11 protein-coding genes, 1 tRNA gene and 1 pseudogene are annotated in these 15,279 nt (G+C 77.4%); 7 read left to right on the plus strand and 6 right to left on the minus strand.

What is annotated here, in order from left to right:
- Window positions 1-174: 174 nt before the first annotated feature.
- Both Q0848_RS07400 and Q0848_RS07405 read right to left on the minus strand, forming a co-directional pair.
- Entirely contained in the window at window positions 175-1,032 is an 858-nt protein-coding gene (locus tag Q0848_RS07400; protein ID WP_299036452.1) for an undecaprenyl-diphosphate phosphatase, read from the minus strand.
- A pseudogene (locus Q0848_RS07405) lies at window positions 1,032-2,075 on the minus strand (LLM class F420-dependent oxidoreductase); the annotation flags it as partial. The gene Q0848_RS07400 and the pseudogene Q0848_RS07405, both read right to left, overlap by 1 nt.
- Before the next feature lie 272 nt (window positions 2,076-2,347).
- Between Q0848_RS07405 and Q0848_RS07410 the strand changes: the two are divergent.
- Window positions 2,348-3,307: an aldo/keto reductase gene (locus Q0848_RS07410; RefSeq protein ID WP_299036454.1), complete on the plus strand. Its 960-nt coding sequence runs from the start codon at window positions 2,348-2,350 to the stop codon at window positions 3,305-3,307.
- Window positions 3,308-3,367: 60 nt separating this feature from the next.
- Here the strand turns inward: Q0848_RS07410 and Q0848_RS07415 are convergent, their stop codons facing one another.
- The gene (locus tag Q0848_RS07415; RefSeq protein ID WP_299036455.1) at window positions 3,368-3,712 is read right to left on the minus strand and encodes a primosomal protein; all 345 of its coding nucleotides are present in this window, start codon (window positions 3,710-3,712) and stop codon (window positions 3,368-3,370) included.
- Window positions 3,713-3,904: 192 nt separating this feature from the next.
- Between Q0848_RS07415 and Q0848_RS07420 the strand changes: the two genes are divergently transcribed.
- Window positions 3,905-4,198, plus strand: coding sequence for a DUF5703 family protein (locus Q0848_RS07420; protein WP_299036456.1), 294 nt, complete (start codon window positions 3,905-3,907; stop codon window positions 4,196-4,198).
- A 215-nt stretch (window positions 4,199-4,413) separates the two neighbouring features.
- On the opposite strand, the gene Q0848_RS07425 is transcribed toward Q0848_RS07420, so the two are convergent.
- On the minus strand, window positions 4,414-5,793 hold the full coding sequence (locus Q0848_RS07425) for a M20/M25/M40 family metallo-hydrolase (RefSeq protein ID WP_299036457.1): 1,380 nt from the start codon (window positions 5,791-5,793) through the stop codon (window positions 4,414-4,416).
- 153 nt (window positions 5,794-5,946) lie between these two features.
- Here Q0848_RS07425 and Q0848_RS07430 point away from each other — a divergent pair.
- Window positions 5,947-6,034 (plus strand) — tRNA-Leu (locus tag Q0848_RS07430).
- Between the two features lie 86 nt (window positions 6,035-6,120).
- On the opposite strand, the gene Q0848_RS07435 is transcribed toward Q0848_RS07430, so the two are convergent.
- Window positions 6,121-7,680 carry an MFS transporter gene (locus Q0848_RS07435; RefSeq protein ID WP_299036458.1) on the minus strand — a complete coding sequence of 520 codons (1,560 nt, stop codon included), beginning with the start codon at window positions 7,678-7,680 and terminating at the stop codon, window positions 6,121-6,123.
- Window positions 7,681-7,873: 193 nt separating this feature from the next.
- Here Q0848_RS07435 and ppc point away from each other — a divergent pair, with 193 nt between their 5' ends.
- From ppc to Q0848_RS07455, 4 genes are all read left to right on the plus strand, one after another.
- Window positions 7,874-10,750, plus strand: a complete 2,877-nt coding sequence (gene ppc / locus Q0848_RS07440) for a phosphoenolpyruvate carboxylase (protein WP_299036459.1) — start codon at window positions 7,874-7,876, stop codon at window positions 10,748-10,750.
- A gap of 269 nt (window positions 10,751-11,019) precedes the next feature.
- Complete coding sequence (locus Q0848_RS07445; RefSeq protein WP_299036460.1) at window positions 11,020-11,643, plus strand: GXWXG domain-containing protein; 624 nt, start codon at window positions 11,020-11,022, stop codon at window positions 11,641-11,643.
- A gap of 149 nt (window positions 11,644-11,792) precedes the next feature.
- Window positions 11,793-13,676 carry a SpoIIE family protein phosphatase gene (locus Q0848_RS07450; protein ID WP_299036461.1) on the plus strand — a complete coding sequence of 628 codons (1,884 nt, stop codon included), beginning with the start codon at window positions 11,793-11,795 and terminating at the stop codon, window positions 13,674-13,676.
- A 97-nt stretch (window positions 13,677-13,773) separates the two neighbouring features.
- Window positions 13,774-14,334: a YbaK/EbsC family protein gene (locus Q0848_RS07455; RefSeq protein ID WP_299036462.1), complete on the plus strand. Its 561-nt coding sequence runs from the start codon at window positions 13,774-13,776 to the stop codon at window positions 14,332-14,334.
- Between the two features lie 66 nt (window positions 14,335-14,400).
- Here the strand turns inward: Q0848_RS07455 and Q0848_RS07460 are convergent, their stop codons facing one another.
- Entirely contained in the window at window positions 14,401-15,243 is an 843-nt protein-coding gene (locus tag Q0848_RS07460) for an RNA methyltransferase (protein WP_366146474.1), read from the minus strand.
- Between the last annotated feature and the right edge of the window lie 36 nt (window positions 15,244-15,279).

Raw genomic sequence — 15,279 nt, forward strand, 5'->3', positions numbered from 1 at the left:
CGTGCGGGGCTGGGTCCGGGCGGCGGCCCCCCCCCCCCCCCCGGCGGGGCGCCCCCGGGGGGCCCGGCCGGGGGGCGCCGCCCCCCGCAGCGGGCGGCGCCCGGGCCCGGGGCGGGGGGGGGCGCCCGGGCCGGCTCGCGTCCGGCACCGGACGGGTCCGGTGCCGGACGGGGTTCAGGGCCCGAGGGGCGTCGGCACGGGGCTGGCGTCGACGGCTCCGGTGAGCAGCAGCACCGCGAGGGCTGCGGCGAGCGCGAGCCGGTAGAGCACGAACGGGCGGAACGTGTGGGTGCTGATGTAGCGCAGCAGCCAGGCGATGACCGCGAGGCCCACGACGAACGAGACCGCCGTGGCGAGGACGGTGGGACCCCACGACACCGACCCGGCCCCGCCCTCCCCCAGCTCGGAGACGAGCTGGAAGCCGCCGGAGGCGACGACCGCCGGGATGGCCAGCAGGAACGCGTAGCGCGCGGCCGCCTCGCGGCGGTACCCGAGCAGGAGGCCCGCGGTGATGGTCCCGCCCGAGCGCGAGACGCCCGGGATGAGGGCCAGCGCCTGGGCGAAGCCGTAGAGCAGGCCGTCGCGCCAGGAGAGGTCGGACAGGTCCTTGCGGGTGGTGGCGCGCGCGTCCGCCACGCCGAGCAGGACGCCGAAGACCGCCAGGGCGACCGCCGTGATCCACAGGTTCCGGAGCTGGGTCTCGATGGCGTCCTGGAAGACGAGGCCGAGCACGCCGATCGGGACGGACCCGAGGATGACGAGCCACCCCATCCGGGCGTCCGGGTCGTCGCGCGGCGCGCGCCCCACCAGCGACAGCGACCACTGCCGGACGATCCGCACGATGTCGCGCCAGAAGTAGAGGACCACGGCGGCCTCGGTGCCGAGCTGGATGATCGCGGTGAACGCGGCCCCGGGGTCGCGGCCGTCGAACAGCAGCTGGCCGACGATGCTGACGTGCGCGCTCGAGGAGATCGGCAGGAACTCCGTGAGCCCCTGCACGAGACCGAGGACGAGCGCCTCGACCCAGCCCATCAGGAGCCGGCCCCGCTGGCGTCGAGCGCCTCGGCGACCGTGCGCAGGACGGCGACGCGCTCGGCCTCGGTGCGCCCGTCGGGCAGCACCGACAGCGTCGTCACGCCCGCCTCGGCGTAGGCGACCAGGCGGTCGCGCACCGCGGCGGGCGGCCCGACGAGGCTCGTGGCCTCCACGAGGCCGCGCGGCACGGCGGAGGCCGCCTCGCGGTGGCGGCGGTCGAGGTACAGGTCCTGCACGAGGGCGGCCTCCTGCTCGTAGCCCAGCCGGACGGCCAGGGCGTTGTAGAAGTTCTGGTCGCGGCTGCCCATGCCCCCCACGTAGAGGGCGATCCGGGCCCTCAGCGCGTCGAGGCGACCCGCCTCGTCGTCCTCGCGGGCGGAGGTGCCGGCCGACGGCGCCGCGGCGACGGAGGCGACGACGTCGAGGGGCGCGCTCGGGCCCTGGGCGCGGGCGCGGCCGGCGCGCAGGTGGGACAGGCTCTCCCCCAGGTGCTCCGGCGAGACGAGGACGCCGAGCCAGCCGTCGGCGATCTCGCCCGCGAGCTCGAGGTTCCTCGGCCCGACGGCCGCGAGGTAGACCGGGACGTCCGCTCGCAGCGGCCGGGTGGACAGCCGCAGCGCGCGCCCGGGCCCGTCCGGCAGCGGCAGCCGCAGGTGGCGGCCGTCGTAGCGGACCTCCTCGCGGCGCAGGGCCATCCGCACGACGTCGACGTGCTCGCGGGTGCGGCGCAGCGGCTCGGCGAAGGGGACGCCGTGCCAGCCCTCGGAGACCTGCGGCCCCGAGACACCCAGGCCGAGGCGGAAGCGCCCGCCGGACAGGGCGTCCAGCGACGCGGCGGTCATGGCGGTCATGGCGGCGCTGCGGGCGGGGATCTGGAGCACGCCGCTCCCCACGTCGATCCGCGTGGTGGTCGCCGCGACGCACGACAGGACGGTGACGGCGTCGCTCCCGTAGGCCTCGGACGCCCAGGCGACGTCGTAGCCCAGGTGCTCGGCCTGCTGGGCCAGACGCACTCGCGCCCAGGGGTCCTCGTCCGTCCCGCGCCCTCCCGGGCCTGCCGTCCCCGAGGTCCCGGGAGCGGGTCCCTGACCGAGGTCGACACCCAGCTGCACGAACCCGACAGTAGCGACCGCAGGGCCTGCGACGAGCCGCACCACGGCGGCCGCGGCACGTCGCGCCCCCACGTCCACCCGTCCGCCCGCGCCGGCCGGCAGGCGCCCCCTGCCGCCCGTCCCGGCGGCGGCCGACCACCTCGCGGGTGCAGGGGCCGCTGGTGCAGGGGCTCTCGGGGCGGTGGCTACGCTCGACCCCCATGGAGACCCGGCGCGTGGGACGGTCCGGTCTGCGGGTCTCCCGGTTCGGGCTCGGCACCCTGACGTGGGGTCGGGACACCGACGAGCACGAGGCCTCGGAGCAGCTGCGCGACTTCGCCGACGCGGGCGGGACCCTGGTCAGCTCGGCCGCCTCCGGCACCGGGGAGGCCGAGGAGCTGCTCGGCGCGCTGCTGCACGACGTCGTCCCCCGCCGGGACCTGGTGCTCGCCCTGCGCGTGGGCGCCCGCGGTGCGGGCCGCGAGCGCCGCGCCGACGGCTCGCGGCGGGCGCTGCTCGCCGACCTGGACGCCTCGCTGGCGCGGCTGCGCACCGACCACGTGGACCTGCTGCTGCTGGAGGGCTCCGGCTCCGCGCCGGTCGAGGAGTCGCTGTCGGCGCTCGAGGACGCCCAGCGCTCCGGCCGCGCCCGCTACGCGGGCCTGGCCGAGCACGGCGCCTGGCAGGCGGCCCGCGCCGCCTCGCTGGCGTCGACGCCGCTCGTGGCGGTGGAGGCGGAGCACTCGCTCGTGGCGCGCTGGGCCGACGTCGACCTGCGCGAGGCGGCGGCGGCCACCGGGCTCGGGCTGCTCGCGCGCAGTCCGCTGGGCGGCGGCGTGCTCACGGGCAAGTACCGCCACGCGCTGCCGGCGGACTCCCGCGCGGCCTCGCCGCACCTCGTCCACGTGGTGGAGCCGCACCTGGACCCCTCGGCGCGCGGCGTCGTCGAGGCGGTCTGCACCGCCGCCGACGGGCTGGAGCGCTCCCCGCTGGAGGTGGCCCTCGCGTGGGCGGCCGACGGCCCCGGCGTGGCCAGCGCGGTCACCGGCGCTCGCACGGCGGCGCAGCTGCGGGCCGCCCTCGCCGGGGACGACCTGCGCCTGCCGGGGCAGATCCGCGCTGCGCTGGACGAGGTCTCGGCGGGCCGCACGGCCGTCGGCCGTCCCGTCGTCCGCGGCTAGGTCGCGCCCGGCCGTCGTCCGCGGTCGCCCGAGACCGGACCGGACGTCGCCCGCCCGGGCTCAGAGGCGGGGGCGGGTGTCGTCCTCGTCCTCGTCCTCGTCGTCGTCCGAGTCGTCGTCGTCCGAGTCGTCGTCGTCCGAGTCGTCGTCGTCCGAGTCGTCGTCGTCGTCCTCGTCGTCCGAGTCGTCGTCGTCCTCGTCGGAGTCGTCGAACAGCACGAAGGGCGTGACCTCGTCGAAGACGTCGTAGAGCGCCTCGTCGTAGACCTCGAAGGCGTCCGCGAGGGACTGGTAGGCGTCCTTGACCACGCGGTCGGTCTCGGAGCGACGTCGCTCGACGGCGTCGAGGTGCGCCTCGAGCGCCCCGACGAGACGTGCCAGGGCCGCGCGGGGCTCGGTGCTCATGGGAGGACCGTAGCCGCGCGACCGGGTGCGGGGCGACGGCTGGGCGAGGCGCTGGTCCCGCGCTCCCCGACCCCCTGCGGCGAGGCCCTCCCGGGGTCGGGCGGGCGCGGGCGCGCAGTGGTGGTACGACGCGGCGCGGGCCCGGCCCGCGCACCCCCGCGCGGCGCGCGCGTCGTGGCACGATGGCGCGCGATGGACGCCAGCCGACGCACCCCGCGAGGCGGGGACCAGCCCTCCGAGCGGCCCACCCACGAGGTCGCCGACCGTCGCGAGGCCGGCGCCGGGCCCGAGCGGCTCCGGGCCTCCTCCTACGAGTACCGCGAGGTGGTCCTGCCCCGGGGCACGTCCCGGGGCCAGGCCCGCGCGCTCCTCACCGAGGAGGCCGAGTACGGCAAGTGGGAGCTCGCCGGGGTGCGCCTGTACATGGGCGGCCTGCGACGGGTGGTGCTGCGCCGCCGCATCATCCGCATGCAGCGGACGGCCTAGGGCCCCGAGCGCGCCCCGCACGTCGGTGCCGGACCGCCCCCCGACGACGGTCCCCCTCGCGCGTCGACGCCGAGGTGCCACCCGGTGGCGCCCCTGCCGGTACCTCGACGTCGTGAGGCCACCTGCTGGCGCCCCCTCGACGTCGAGCTGCCGCACGGGGGCGCCGGCGGCCCCACCCCGTCAGTGACGGGGCGGGGCCGGGGCCGCGACGGGCCTCAGCAGGTGCGCAGGAGCCGGTCCAGCACGCGCGTGCCGAAGCGCAGCGCCTCGGTGGGGACGCGCTCGTCGACGCCGTGGAACATGCCCGCGAAGTCGAGCTCGGGCGGCAGCTGCAGCGGGGCGAAGCCGAAGCCGCGGATGCCGAGGCGAGCCAGCGCCTTGTTGTCGGTGCCGCCGGACAGGCAGTACGGCAGGACCCGGGCTCCCGGGTCCTCGGCCAGCAGCGCAGCCACCATGGCGTCCGGCAGGGCGCCCTCGAGGTCGGTCTCGAGCGCGGTGTCGGCGTGGACGACCTCGACGTCGACGCCCGGGCCGGCGAGCTCGCGCACGACCTCCAGCACGTGCTCGCCCTGGCCGGGCAGCGTGCGGCAGTCGACGAGCGCCGTCGCGGTGCCCGGGATGACGTTGTGCTTGTAGCCGGCCTCGAGCTGCGTGGGGTTGGACGTGTTGCGCAGCGTCGCCCCCACCCAGTTCGCCGTGGTGCCGAGGACCTCGGTGAGCGCGCCGAAGTCCTCGGGGTCCAGGGGCTCGCCGGTGACGTCCTGCACGCCCTCGAGGAAGGCGCGGACGGTCGGGCGCAGCTCCAGCGGCCAGCGGTGGGCGCCGATCCGCGCCACCGCCCCCGCTAGCCGCGTGACGGCGTTGTCGTCGTTGACCTGGCTCCCGTGCCCGGCCCGGCCGTGCGCCACGAGCCGGACCCACGCGATGCCCTTCTCGGCCGTCTGCAGGAGGTAGCAGCGCTGCCCGGCGATGTCGAGGGAGAAGCCGCCCACCTCGCTGATGGCCTCGGTGGCGCCCTCGAAGAGGTCCGGGCGGGTCTCCACGAGGAAGCCGGCGCCCTTGGCGCTGCCGGCCTCCTCGTCGGCGGTGAAGGCCACGACCAGGTCGCGCGGGGGCGTGCGGCCCTCCCTGGTCATCTGCCGGACGACGGACAGGATCATCGCGTCCATGCCCTTCATGTCCACGGCGCCGCGGCCCCACAGGCAGCCGTCGCGGACCTCCCCGGCGAAGGGGTCCACGCTCCAGTCCGCGGCGCGCGCCGGGACGACGTCGAGGTGGCCGTGCACGACCAGGGCGCCGCGGCTGCGGTCCTGCCCGGGGATGCGCAGGACGACGCTCGCGCGTCCCGGGTCGCTCTCGAGCAGCTCGGCGGACAGGCCCACCTCGTCGAGCAGGCCCATGACGTGCTCCGCCGCGGCCCGCTCCCCCGGCCCGCTGCCGTCGCCGTAGTTCGACGTGTCGATGCGGATGAGGTCGCGGGCGATCTCGACGACCTCCTCCGCGGCCGGGGGGACGGCCCCGCCCGCGGCCCGGCCCGCGGGCTGCTGGTCGGTCGCCTGCTGGTCCGCCTGCTGCTGGTCCGTCGTCTGGGGCATGTCTCGCACGCTACTCGCGGCAGCCCCGAGCGCCCGGCCCGCCGAGTCGGGTGGAGCCGGCCGGGCCCCGGTGCCGCCCTCGAGCGGTCGGGGCCGCCCCCCGGTGCGTGGTAACTTTTCTCCCGCTCGCGGCCCTCGGGTCGCACGGCACCTGTCCGGGTGGCGGAATGGCAGACGCGCTAGCTTGAGGTGCTAGTGCCCTTTATCGGGCGTGGGGGTTCAAGTCCCCCTCCGGACACCAGCAGACGGGCCGTCCCCCACGCGGAGGGCGGCCCGTCCTCGTCCGCCGCCCGCTCGTCCTCCCGGGGGCTCGTCCTCCCGGGCCGCTCAGCCCGCCGGTCGCCCGGCCCGGTCGAGACGGCCTCCCGGCACGCCGACGGCGGCCGCGAGCGCTCCGAGGGCCAGCAGCCCGGCGCACAGGAGCATCGCCGCGCGGAAGGCGGGCGTGAGCAGGGCCGGGTCGGCGTAGGCGTCCCCCGTGAGCCCGACGAGGGCGGGCAGCGCCGCGACGGCGAGCAGCCCGGCCGAGCGGGCGACGGCGTTGTTGACCCCGCTGGCGGTGCCCGACAGCGCGTCCGGCGCCGCGGCGAGCACGGTGGCCGTCAGCGGGGCCACCGTGATGACGAGGCCGGCGCCGAGCAGCAGGACACCCGGAAGCACGTCGACGGGGTAGGTGTCCCCCGGGCCGACGAGGGCGAGCAGCGCCACGCCGACCGCGCCGACGAGGGGGCCGACGACCAGCGGCAGGCGGGGCCCGGTGCGCGCGGCCGCGGCGCCCGAGCGTCCCGAGAGCAGCAGCATGAGCAGGGTCGAGGGCGCGCTCGCGGCGCCCGCCGCGAGCGCGCTCCACCCGAGGGAGACCTGCAGCTGCAGCACCAGGAGCAGCATCACGCCCCCGAGCGCGGCGTAGACGGCGAAGGTGCCCGCGTTGACCGCGGTGAAGACGCGGGAGGCGAAGAGCGCCGGCGGCACGACGGGGAAGGCGGTGCGGCGCTCGCGCACGACGAAGGCCGCCACCCCCGCGACGCCGACCGCGGCCGCCAGCAGCGCACCCGGCCCCCAGCCGCCGTCCGGTCCTGCGACGAGGGCGTACGTCACCCCGCCGAGCCCGACGGCGCTGGCGAGGGCGCCCGGCACGTCCAGCGACGGCGCGCGCTCCGGCGAGCGCGACTCGGGCACGTGCCGAAGGCCGAGGACGACGACGACCGCCGCGAGGGGCAGGTTGAGCAGGAAGACCGCTCGCCAGTCCCACTCGACCAGCCACCCGCCGACGAGGGGGCCGGCGGCCCCGGCCACGCCCGTCAGGCCGGACCAGGTGCCGATGGCCCGGGCCCGGTCCTGCGGCGCGAAGCTCGCCTGGAGGACCGCCAGGCCGCCGGGCGTCAGCAGCGCGCCGCCGACGCCCTGGACGGCCCGGGCGGCCACCAGCGTCGGCACGTCCGGGGCCAGGGCGCAGGCGGACGAGGCGAGCGCGAAGAAGACCGCTCCCACGAGCAGGACGCGGCGTCGGCCGTACCGGTCCCCGAGGGAGCCGCCGAGGAGCACGAGGGAGGACAGGGCGAGCAGGTAGGCCGTGACCGTCCACTGCAGGCCGGCGACGTCGGCGCCCAGGTCCTGCCCGATGCTCGGCAGCGCGACGTTGACCACCGTGCCGTCCAGGAAGGCCATGCCCGAGCCGAGGACGAGGACGAGGAGCACGGCCCTCCCCTGGGCCGTGCCCGTGCGCAGCCCGCCGACGGGCGCCTCGACGGCCGCCCGGTGCCCTCCCCGCCGGTCGTCGTGCTGGCTGGGCTGACGGCCCTGGTGGTGGTGCGGGCCGGGCTCGTGGTGGCCGGGGACGCCGCCCGGGCCGACCGGCTGCGGCGGAGGCGGCGTCGGGTGGCTCACCTGCGGAGGCTAGGTGCGCGCAGCGCGTCGGGCGGGGCGAGGCCCGGGGCGGGCAGCGGACCTCCGGGGCGGCGCGGTCCCCGCGCGGGTGTGGTCTGCAGCACACTGGCGCCCGTCACCCGGACCCGGCGCGGCCGGTGGCGCCCCGCGTCAGCGCGGGCGCAGCGGCCGGGCCCCGCCCCCGAGGAGCCCCATGAGCACGGCACCGTCCCGCCCCGACGACCGCGTCGACCCGACCGCCGGCGAGCTCGCCGACGCCGGCACCGGCTCCGAGACCGCGGGAGCCCGTCCCGCGGCCTCCCAGGCGGACGGGGTGTCCTCCGACGAGGCCCACGCCCAGCTGCGCGCCTCCGTGCGCCGGCTCGCCGCCCTGCTGGGCGAGGCCCTGGAGCGGCACGAGGGCGCCGACCTGCTGGCGCTCGTGGAGCGCGTGCGCCACCTCGCCCGCCGGCCCGACGAGGGCGCCGAGCTCAGCCGCGTCCTCGCCGACGTCGACGACGGCACCGCGGTGGTCCTGGCGCGCGCCTTCACCGCCTACTTCCAGCTCGCGAACATCACCGAGCAGCTGCACCGCTCGCAGGAGCTCGCCAGCCGACCGGGAGCGGGCCTCGCCCACACGGTGCCCCGCATCGCCGAGGCGATCGAGGCCGGTGACGTGGACGTGGCCGCCGTGCAGGCCGTCGTCGACAAGATGGAGCTGCGGCCCGTCTTCACCGCCCACCCGACGGAGTCCAGCCGCCGCTCCGTCCTGGACCTGCTCTCGCGCACCGCGGCGGCGCTGGACTCCATCAGCGACCCGCGCCGGCGCGCCGCGGACGTCGAGGCCGACGAGCGCCGCGTCGTCGAGCTCGTGGACCTGCTGTGGCAGACCGACGAGCTGCGCGTGGAGCGCCCGCAGCCCGCCGACGAGGCGCGCTCGGCGCTGTACTACCTCTCCTCGCTGGCGACCGGCGTGCTGCCCGACCTGCTGCAGGAGCTCGACCACCGCCTGGCGGGCCTCGGCGTCTCGCTGGGTGCGCGGTCACGGCCGCTGCGCTTCGGGAGCTGGGTCGGCGGGGACCGGGACGGCAACCCCAACGTCACCCCGGCCGTGACGCTCGACGTGCTCGCCCAGCAGCACGCCACCGGCGTCGAGGTCCTGCTGCGCCTGGTCGACGAGCTCGTCGTCCAGCTCGCGTCCTCGACCCAGGTCGTGGCCGTCTCCGACGAGCTGGTCACGAGCCTCGAACGCGACCGCGAGCAGCTCCCGCAGGTCTGGGAGCTGCGCCACCGGCTCAACAGCGAGGAGCCGTACCGGCTCAAGCTCAGCTACGTGAGGGCGCGGCTCGAGGGCACGGCCCGGCGGGTCGCCGGCGGCGGCGCCCACGCGCCGGGGCAGGACTACGCCGACGTCGGGCACCTGCTGGACGAGCTGGAGCTCGTCCAGCGATCCCTCGCCGAGAACGGCTGCGAGCTCGTCGCGAGCGGCGTCGTCGCCCGGGCGATCCGCACGGCCTCGGCCATCGGGCTCGGCCTCGCGGTGCTCGACGTCCGCGAGCACTCCGAGCGCCACCACACCGCGCTCGAGGCGCTGGTGGACCGGGCCCGGGCCGCGAGCGGCCCCTACGGGGAGATGGACCGCGAGGAGCGCCGGGCCCTGCTGTCGGCCGAGCTGGCCGGCGGCCGCCCGCTGGCGAGCGCCGCGACGCTCGACGCCGTCGAGGGCACGGCCGGGGAGGTCGTCGAGCTCTTCCGGACGGTCCGCGCGGCCCTGGACCGCTTCGGCGACGACGCGGTCGAGACCTACGTCGTGTCGATGACCAAGGGCGTCGACGACCTGCTGGCCGTCGCCGTCCTGGCGCGCGAGGTGGGCCTGGTCGACCTGCCGGCCGACCCCGACGTCGCGGCCGTGGCCCGGGTGGGCTTCGCCCCCCTCTTCGAGACCATCACCGAGCTCGAGGCCGCCGGCCCCCTGCTCGACACCCTCCTGAGCGACCCCTCCTACCGGCGCCTGGTGGCGGCGCGGGGAGACGTGCAGGAGATCATGCTCGGCTACTCCGACAGCTCGAAGGACGGCGGCATCGCGGCCTCGCGCTGGCAGATCCACCGCGCCCAGCGGTCCCTGCGCGACGTCGCCCGGGGGCACGGCGTGCAGCTGCGGCTCTTCCACGGCCGCGGCGGGTCCGTCGGCCGCGGCGGGGGCCCGACGGGCGAGGCGATCCTCGCCCAGCCGGCGGGCAGCCTCGACGGCGCCATGAAGGTGACCGAGCAGGGCGAGGTCATCTCCGACAAGTACCTGCTGCACGGCCTCGCCGTGCACAACCTCGACGTCGCCCTGTCCGCGGTGCTCGAGGCGTCGGTGCTGCGCAGCACCCCCGTGGTCGAGCGCTCGGTCCTCGACACCTGGGACGCGACGATGGACGTCGTCGCCGCCGCCGGGCGCGACCGCTACCGCGCGCTGGTGGAGGACGAGCGCCTCGTGCCCTTCTTCCTCGCGGCGACCCCGGTCGAGGAGCTCGGGCACCTGAACATCGGCTCGCGCCCGGCCCGCCGTCCCGGCGGCACCGGGGGCCTGGAGGACCTGCGCGCCATCCCCTGGGTCTTCGGCTGGACCCAGAGCCGCATCAACGTCCCCGGCTGGTTCGGCGTCGGCAGCGGGCTCGCCGCCGCGCGCGAGGCCGGGCGCGAGGACGCGCTGCGCCAGATGTTCCAGACGTGGCCGTTCTTCCGCAGCTTCCTCGGCAACGTGCAGATGACGCTGGCCAAGACGGACCTGTCCATCGCCCAGCGCTACGTCGACACCCTCGCCGACCCCGAGCAGGCGGCGCTGATGGAGGAGCTGCGGGCCGAGCACGCGCGCACCACGGCCGAGGTGCTCGCCGTCACGGGGCAGTCCGAGCTGCTCGAGGGGTCCGCCGTCCTGCGGCGCACCCTCGACCTGCGCGACTCCTACCTCGCGCCGCTGCACGCCCTGCAGGTGGAGCTGCTGCAGCGCTCGCGGGCGGCGGGCGACGACGTCGACCCGGTGCTGCGCCGCGCGCTGCTGCTGACGATCAACGGCATCGCCGCCGGCATGCGCAACACCGGCTGACCCCGGCGCGCCCGGCCCGCGGCCGCCCTGCCCGCACTCTGCCGCCGCACCGCCGTCCAGCACAGGCCCTTCCTGCACGGGCCCTTCCTGCACGGGCCCTTCCTGCACGGGCCCTTCCCGCACGGGCCCTTCCCGCACGGGCCCTTCCCGCACGGGCCCTTCCCGCACGGGCCCTTCCCGCACTCTGTCGGCACACTGCCGTCAGGCGAGGCCCGTGGCGGCGAAGTGCCGACAGGGTGCGGGCTGGCGCGGACGGGGGGATCGACGTGGTGCGGGACGACGGGGGGCGGGACGACGGGGCGCGGGACGACGGGGCGCGGGACGACGGGGCGCGGGACGACGGGGCGCGGGACGCGCGGACGGCGCTCGCCCGCGTCCGCACGCCCGAGGACGCCCTGGCGCTCTTCGACGCGCTGCCCGCCGTGGAGGTCGATGACGTGCTCGGCTCCTGGTGCGGGGCGACCGTGGGGACCGGCCACCCCCTCGACGGGCTGCTGGAGCTCTACGGCTGGCACGGCAAGCGCTTCGACAGCGCCGACGTCGTGCACCCGCTGGTCTTCGCCGACGCCCGCGGGCGCTTCGCCGTCGACCCCGCCCTGGTCCCGCTGCGCCTGCTGGTCCGCTTGAGCGGGCCGCTGCACGACGAGCGGGTGGCCGGGGTGCTGCGCGGGGCGCGGAGGCTGCGCGCCACGAGGAGGCCGAGGGCGCGGCTGCGCACCGTCCGCCACCGCGGCGTCGAGACCGCGACGATGACCTACGACGCCCTGGCCGTCGACGACCACTTCCGCGCGCTCGGCGACGACGCGCTCCTGGGGGTGATGGACGCGCGCGGCCTGGACAGGCCCTTCGTCTTCTCGCTGCACCGGGAGAGCGGTGGCGCCCCGCAGGACTGATCGCTCGCGCCGCTCCCCCGCCGCGGGTCTCGAGCGACGACGCCCGGGTCCCGCGACGAGGGGTGACGTCCAGCCCCGCTCAGTGGTGCGGATAGCGTGCGACCTGGCCATATCGGGTCAGAGCTCGCTGAGGAGGGTGACCGCCGGCTGTGGACGTCCCTGCGCCCTCCCCGACGGGGCCCTCCCCGACGACTCCCTCCCCCACGGACTTCCGCGCGCTGTTCGAGGGGCTGCCCACCGCCTACCTGGTGATGTCGACGGACCTGGTGATCGTCGAGGTCAACCGGGCGTACTGCCACCTGCTGGGGCGCACCCGGGAGGACCTGGTCGGCCGCTACGTCTTCGACGCCTTCCCGCCCTCGCCCGAGGCGCTCGACGACCAGGGCCGCAACACCCTGCAGGTCTCCTTCGAGCGCGCCCGCGACAGCGGGCAGCCGGACGCCCTGCCGCTGTACACCTACGGCGTGGCCGACCCGGCCACCGGGCGCGTCGTCGAGCGCCACTGGTCGCTCATCGCGGCGCCGCTGCTGGACGAGGACGGGCGCGCCACGGCCGTGCTGCAGCGGGTGGAGGACGTGACCGACTACGTCCTGGCCAGCCAGGCGCTCGCGCAGGGCGGCGGGGGCGAGCAGCCGGGGAGCGCGCGGCTGGCCGAGGTCGAGGCGGAGCTGCGCGCCCGCGTCCAGGAGCTCCAGGCGGCCCGCGAGGCCGAGCGGGCTGCGGCCCGCACCGTCACCGCGCTGGCCGAGGTGACCCTCCAGCTCGCGCGGGTCGACACCGTGCAGAACCTCACCGAGGTCGTGACGCGCCAGGGCCTGAGCGCCCTCGGCGCCCAGGGCGGGGCCGTCGCGATCCGCGACGGCGACGCGGTGCGCCTGTCCATGAGCGGGCTGGGGCCGCGGGCGCCGCTGACCTACGCCGAGATGGCGGCCGACGACCCCCTGCCCACCCCCGTGGCCGCGACCACCGGGCGCAGGACCTTCCTGACCGACGAGGCGGCCTGCCGCGCGTACGGGCACGGGATGCCCGAGGCGGTGAGGCTGACCGGGTGCCAGGCGTGGGCCTTCCTGCCCCTGCTGGTCGGGGGCGTGCCGCGGGGCTCGCTGTCGGTCGGGTACGCGCGGCCGCAGTCCTTCCCCGCGCCGGTCGTGGAGGTCCTGGACGCCTTCGCCGCGCAGTGCGCGCAGGCGCTGCACCGCATCCGCTCCCGCGAGGCCGAGCGCGCCCGTGCGGCGCAGGCGGTCGCGGCGTCGGTCACGCTGCAGCGGGCGATGCTGACCGAGCTGCCCCAGCCCGACCACCTCCAGCTGCACGCCCGCTACGTCCCCGCCGCCGACACCGAGCAGGTCGGGGGGGACTGGTACGACGCCGTCGTGATGCCCGACGGCGCCACCACGCTGGTGATCGGCGACGTCATCGGCCACGACATGAGAGCTGCAGCCGCGATGGGCCAGCTGCGCGCGACGACCCGGGCGATGGCCTGGGCCTTCGCCGAGCCCGCGTCGCACGTGCTGACCCGGGTCGACCAGGCCATCGCCGGGCTGCGCCTCGACACCATGGCCACCTGCCTGCTCGCCCGCATCGAGCAGGACCCCGCCGCCGCCCGGCAGGGCCTGCGCCGGCTGCGGTGGTCCAGCGCCGGGCACCCGCCGCCGCTGCTGCTGACCGCCGAGGGCACCGCCACCCACCTCCCCGGCGACAGCGACCTGCTGCTCGGCGTGGCCCCCTCCGCGGACCGCCACGACCACCTGGCGGACCTCCCGCCCGGCTCCACGCTGCTCCTGCACACCGACGGCCTCGTCGAGCGGCGCGGCCGCCCGCTCGCCGACGGCCTGGAGGCGCTCCGGCGGGCTGCCGAGCGGCACGCCCCCCTCGAGCTCACCGCCCTCGTCGACGCCCTGCTCGAGGACCTCGTCCACGCCGACACCACGGCGCGCGACCCCCGCACCAGCGACGACGTGGCCGTGCTGGCCATCCGCATGCACCCCGAGGACGCCCCCCGGCCCCCCGAGGCCGGGCCCGGGCACCTGTGAGCCCGCCCGCTCCTCCGGACGGCCCGCCGGCGACGGCACGACCCTCGGCCGGGGCTGACCCGGGGCGCTCCCTCGCCGCGGACCTACCGTGGCGCCCATGAGCGAGACCACCACGAGCGAGACGACGCTGACCTGGGTGCCCGCGCTGGAGCGCCCGGACCTCCTGGCGGAGCCCGTCGTCGCCGCGCTGCGCGCCCTGCCCGCCGACGACGCCGCGCAGGTGCTCGTGGCCGAGATCGACCCCGGCGTCGCCGACACCGCGGCGCTCGTCGAGGCCTCGGACGTCGCGCTCGAGGAGTGCGCGAACTGCGTCCTCGTCGCCGGGAGGCGGGACGGCGAGCAGCGGGTGGCCGCGGCGATGGTGCGGGGCAGCGACCGCGCCGACGTCAACGGCCTGGTCAAGCGCACCCTCGACGTCCGCAAGGCGTCCCTCCTGCCCCACGACGACGCGGTCGCCGCCTCGGGCATGGAGCACGGCGGCATCACGCCCGTCGGGCTGCCGGCCGGCTGGCGCGTGCTGGTCGACGCGGGCGTGGCGGCGCTCCCCCGCGCCGTCGTCGGCAGCGGCGTGCGCCGCTCGAAGCTCGCCCTGCCCGGAGCGCTGCTCGCGCGGCTCCCCGGCGCCGAGGTGCTCGACGGGCTCGGCCGTCCCTCCTGAGGGCACGCGTCTCAAGCGGACGAGGGCTGCGAGATCCGCCGGTCGGCCTGCTCAGGCGGAGGAGACCTACGAGGTCCGGGGCCGCAGCGCCCAGAACGCCACGGCGCTGGCGGCGGCGACGTTGAGGGAGTCCACGCCGCCGGCCATCGGGATGCGCGCGACGACGTCGCTGCCGGCCACGGCGGCGCGGGACAGGCCGTCCCCCTCGGTGCCCAGCAGGAGCGCCAGGCGCTCGGGCGGGTCGGCCGCGAGGTCGTCGAGGCTGACGGCGTCCTCGGCGAGCGCGAGCGCGGCGACGGCGAAGCCGCGCTCGCGCAGGAGGTCGAGACCGCCGGGCCACGGGTCGAGCCGCGTCCACGGCACCTGGAACACCGTGCCCATCGAGACCCGCACGGAGCGCCGGTACAGCGGGTCCGCGCAGCGCGGGGTCACCAGGACGGCGTCCACGCCCAGGGCTGCGGCCGAGCGGAAGACGGCGCCCACGTTCGTGTGGTCGACGACGTCCTCCAGCACCGCGACGCGCCGCGCGCCGGCCAGCACGTCGTCCAGCGCGGGAAGCGCCGGCCGCTGCATGGCCGCCAGGGCCCCGCGGTGCAGGTGGAACCCCGTGATGGCGCGCAGCGCCGGCTCGTCGGCGACGTGCACGGGCACGGGCGTCCCGTCCGCGCCGACGCCGTGGCGCGCCAGCAGCGGCAGCACGTCAGGCAGCCACCGCGACGCGAGCAGCAGCGAGCGGGGCCGGTGGCCCGCCTCGAGCGCCCGCTCCAGCACGGTGTGCGACTCGGCCATGTACAAGCCCTCCGCCGGCTCGCGCCGGCGGCGCAGGGCGACGTCGGTCAGCCCGGTGTAGTCGCCCAGGCGCGGGTCGGCCGGGTCCTCCACGCGGTCGACGACGACGCCGGCCGGCACCTCGACGCCGTCGGGGACGAGTCCCTCGCGGTCGTC

It is taken from the genome of uncultured Pseudokineococcus sp. (assembly GCF_947495735.1).
Lineage (GTDB): Bacteria > Actinomycetota > Actinomycetes > Actinomycetales > Quadrisphaeraceae > Pseudokineococcus.

Excerpts from the sequence above, each read along its gene's own strand:
- Q0848_RS07410 (WP_299036454.1), top strand. The coding sequence starts at position 2,348 with ATGGAGACCCGGCGCGTGGGACGGTCCGGTCTGCGGGTCTCCCGGTTC.
- Q0848_RS07400 (WP_299036452.1), bottom strand. The coding sequence starts at position 1,032 with ATGGGCTGGGTCGAGGCGCTCGTCCTCGGTCTCGTGCAGGGGCTCACG.
- Q0848_RS07420 (WP_299036456.1), top strand. The coding sequence starts at position 3,905 with ATGGACGCCAGCCGACGCACCCCGCGAGGCGGGGACCAGCCCTCCGAG.
- ppc (WP_299036459.1), top strand. The coding sequence starts at position 7,874 with ATGAGCACGGCACCGTCCCGCCCCGACGACCGCGTCGACCCGACCGCC.
- Q0848_RS07415 (WP_299036455.1), bottom strand. The coding sequence starts at position 3,712 with ATGAGCACCGAGCCCCGCGCGGCCCTGGCACGTCTCGTCGGGGCGCTC.
- Q0848_RS07455 (WP_299036462.1), top strand. The coding sequence starts at position 13,774 with ATGAGCGAGACCACCACGAGCGAGACGACGCTGACCTGGGTGCCCGCG.
- Q0848_RS07425 (WP_299036457.1), bottom strand. The coding sequence starts at position 5,793 with ATGCCCCAGACGACGGACCAGCAGCAGGCGGACCAGCAGGCGACCGAC.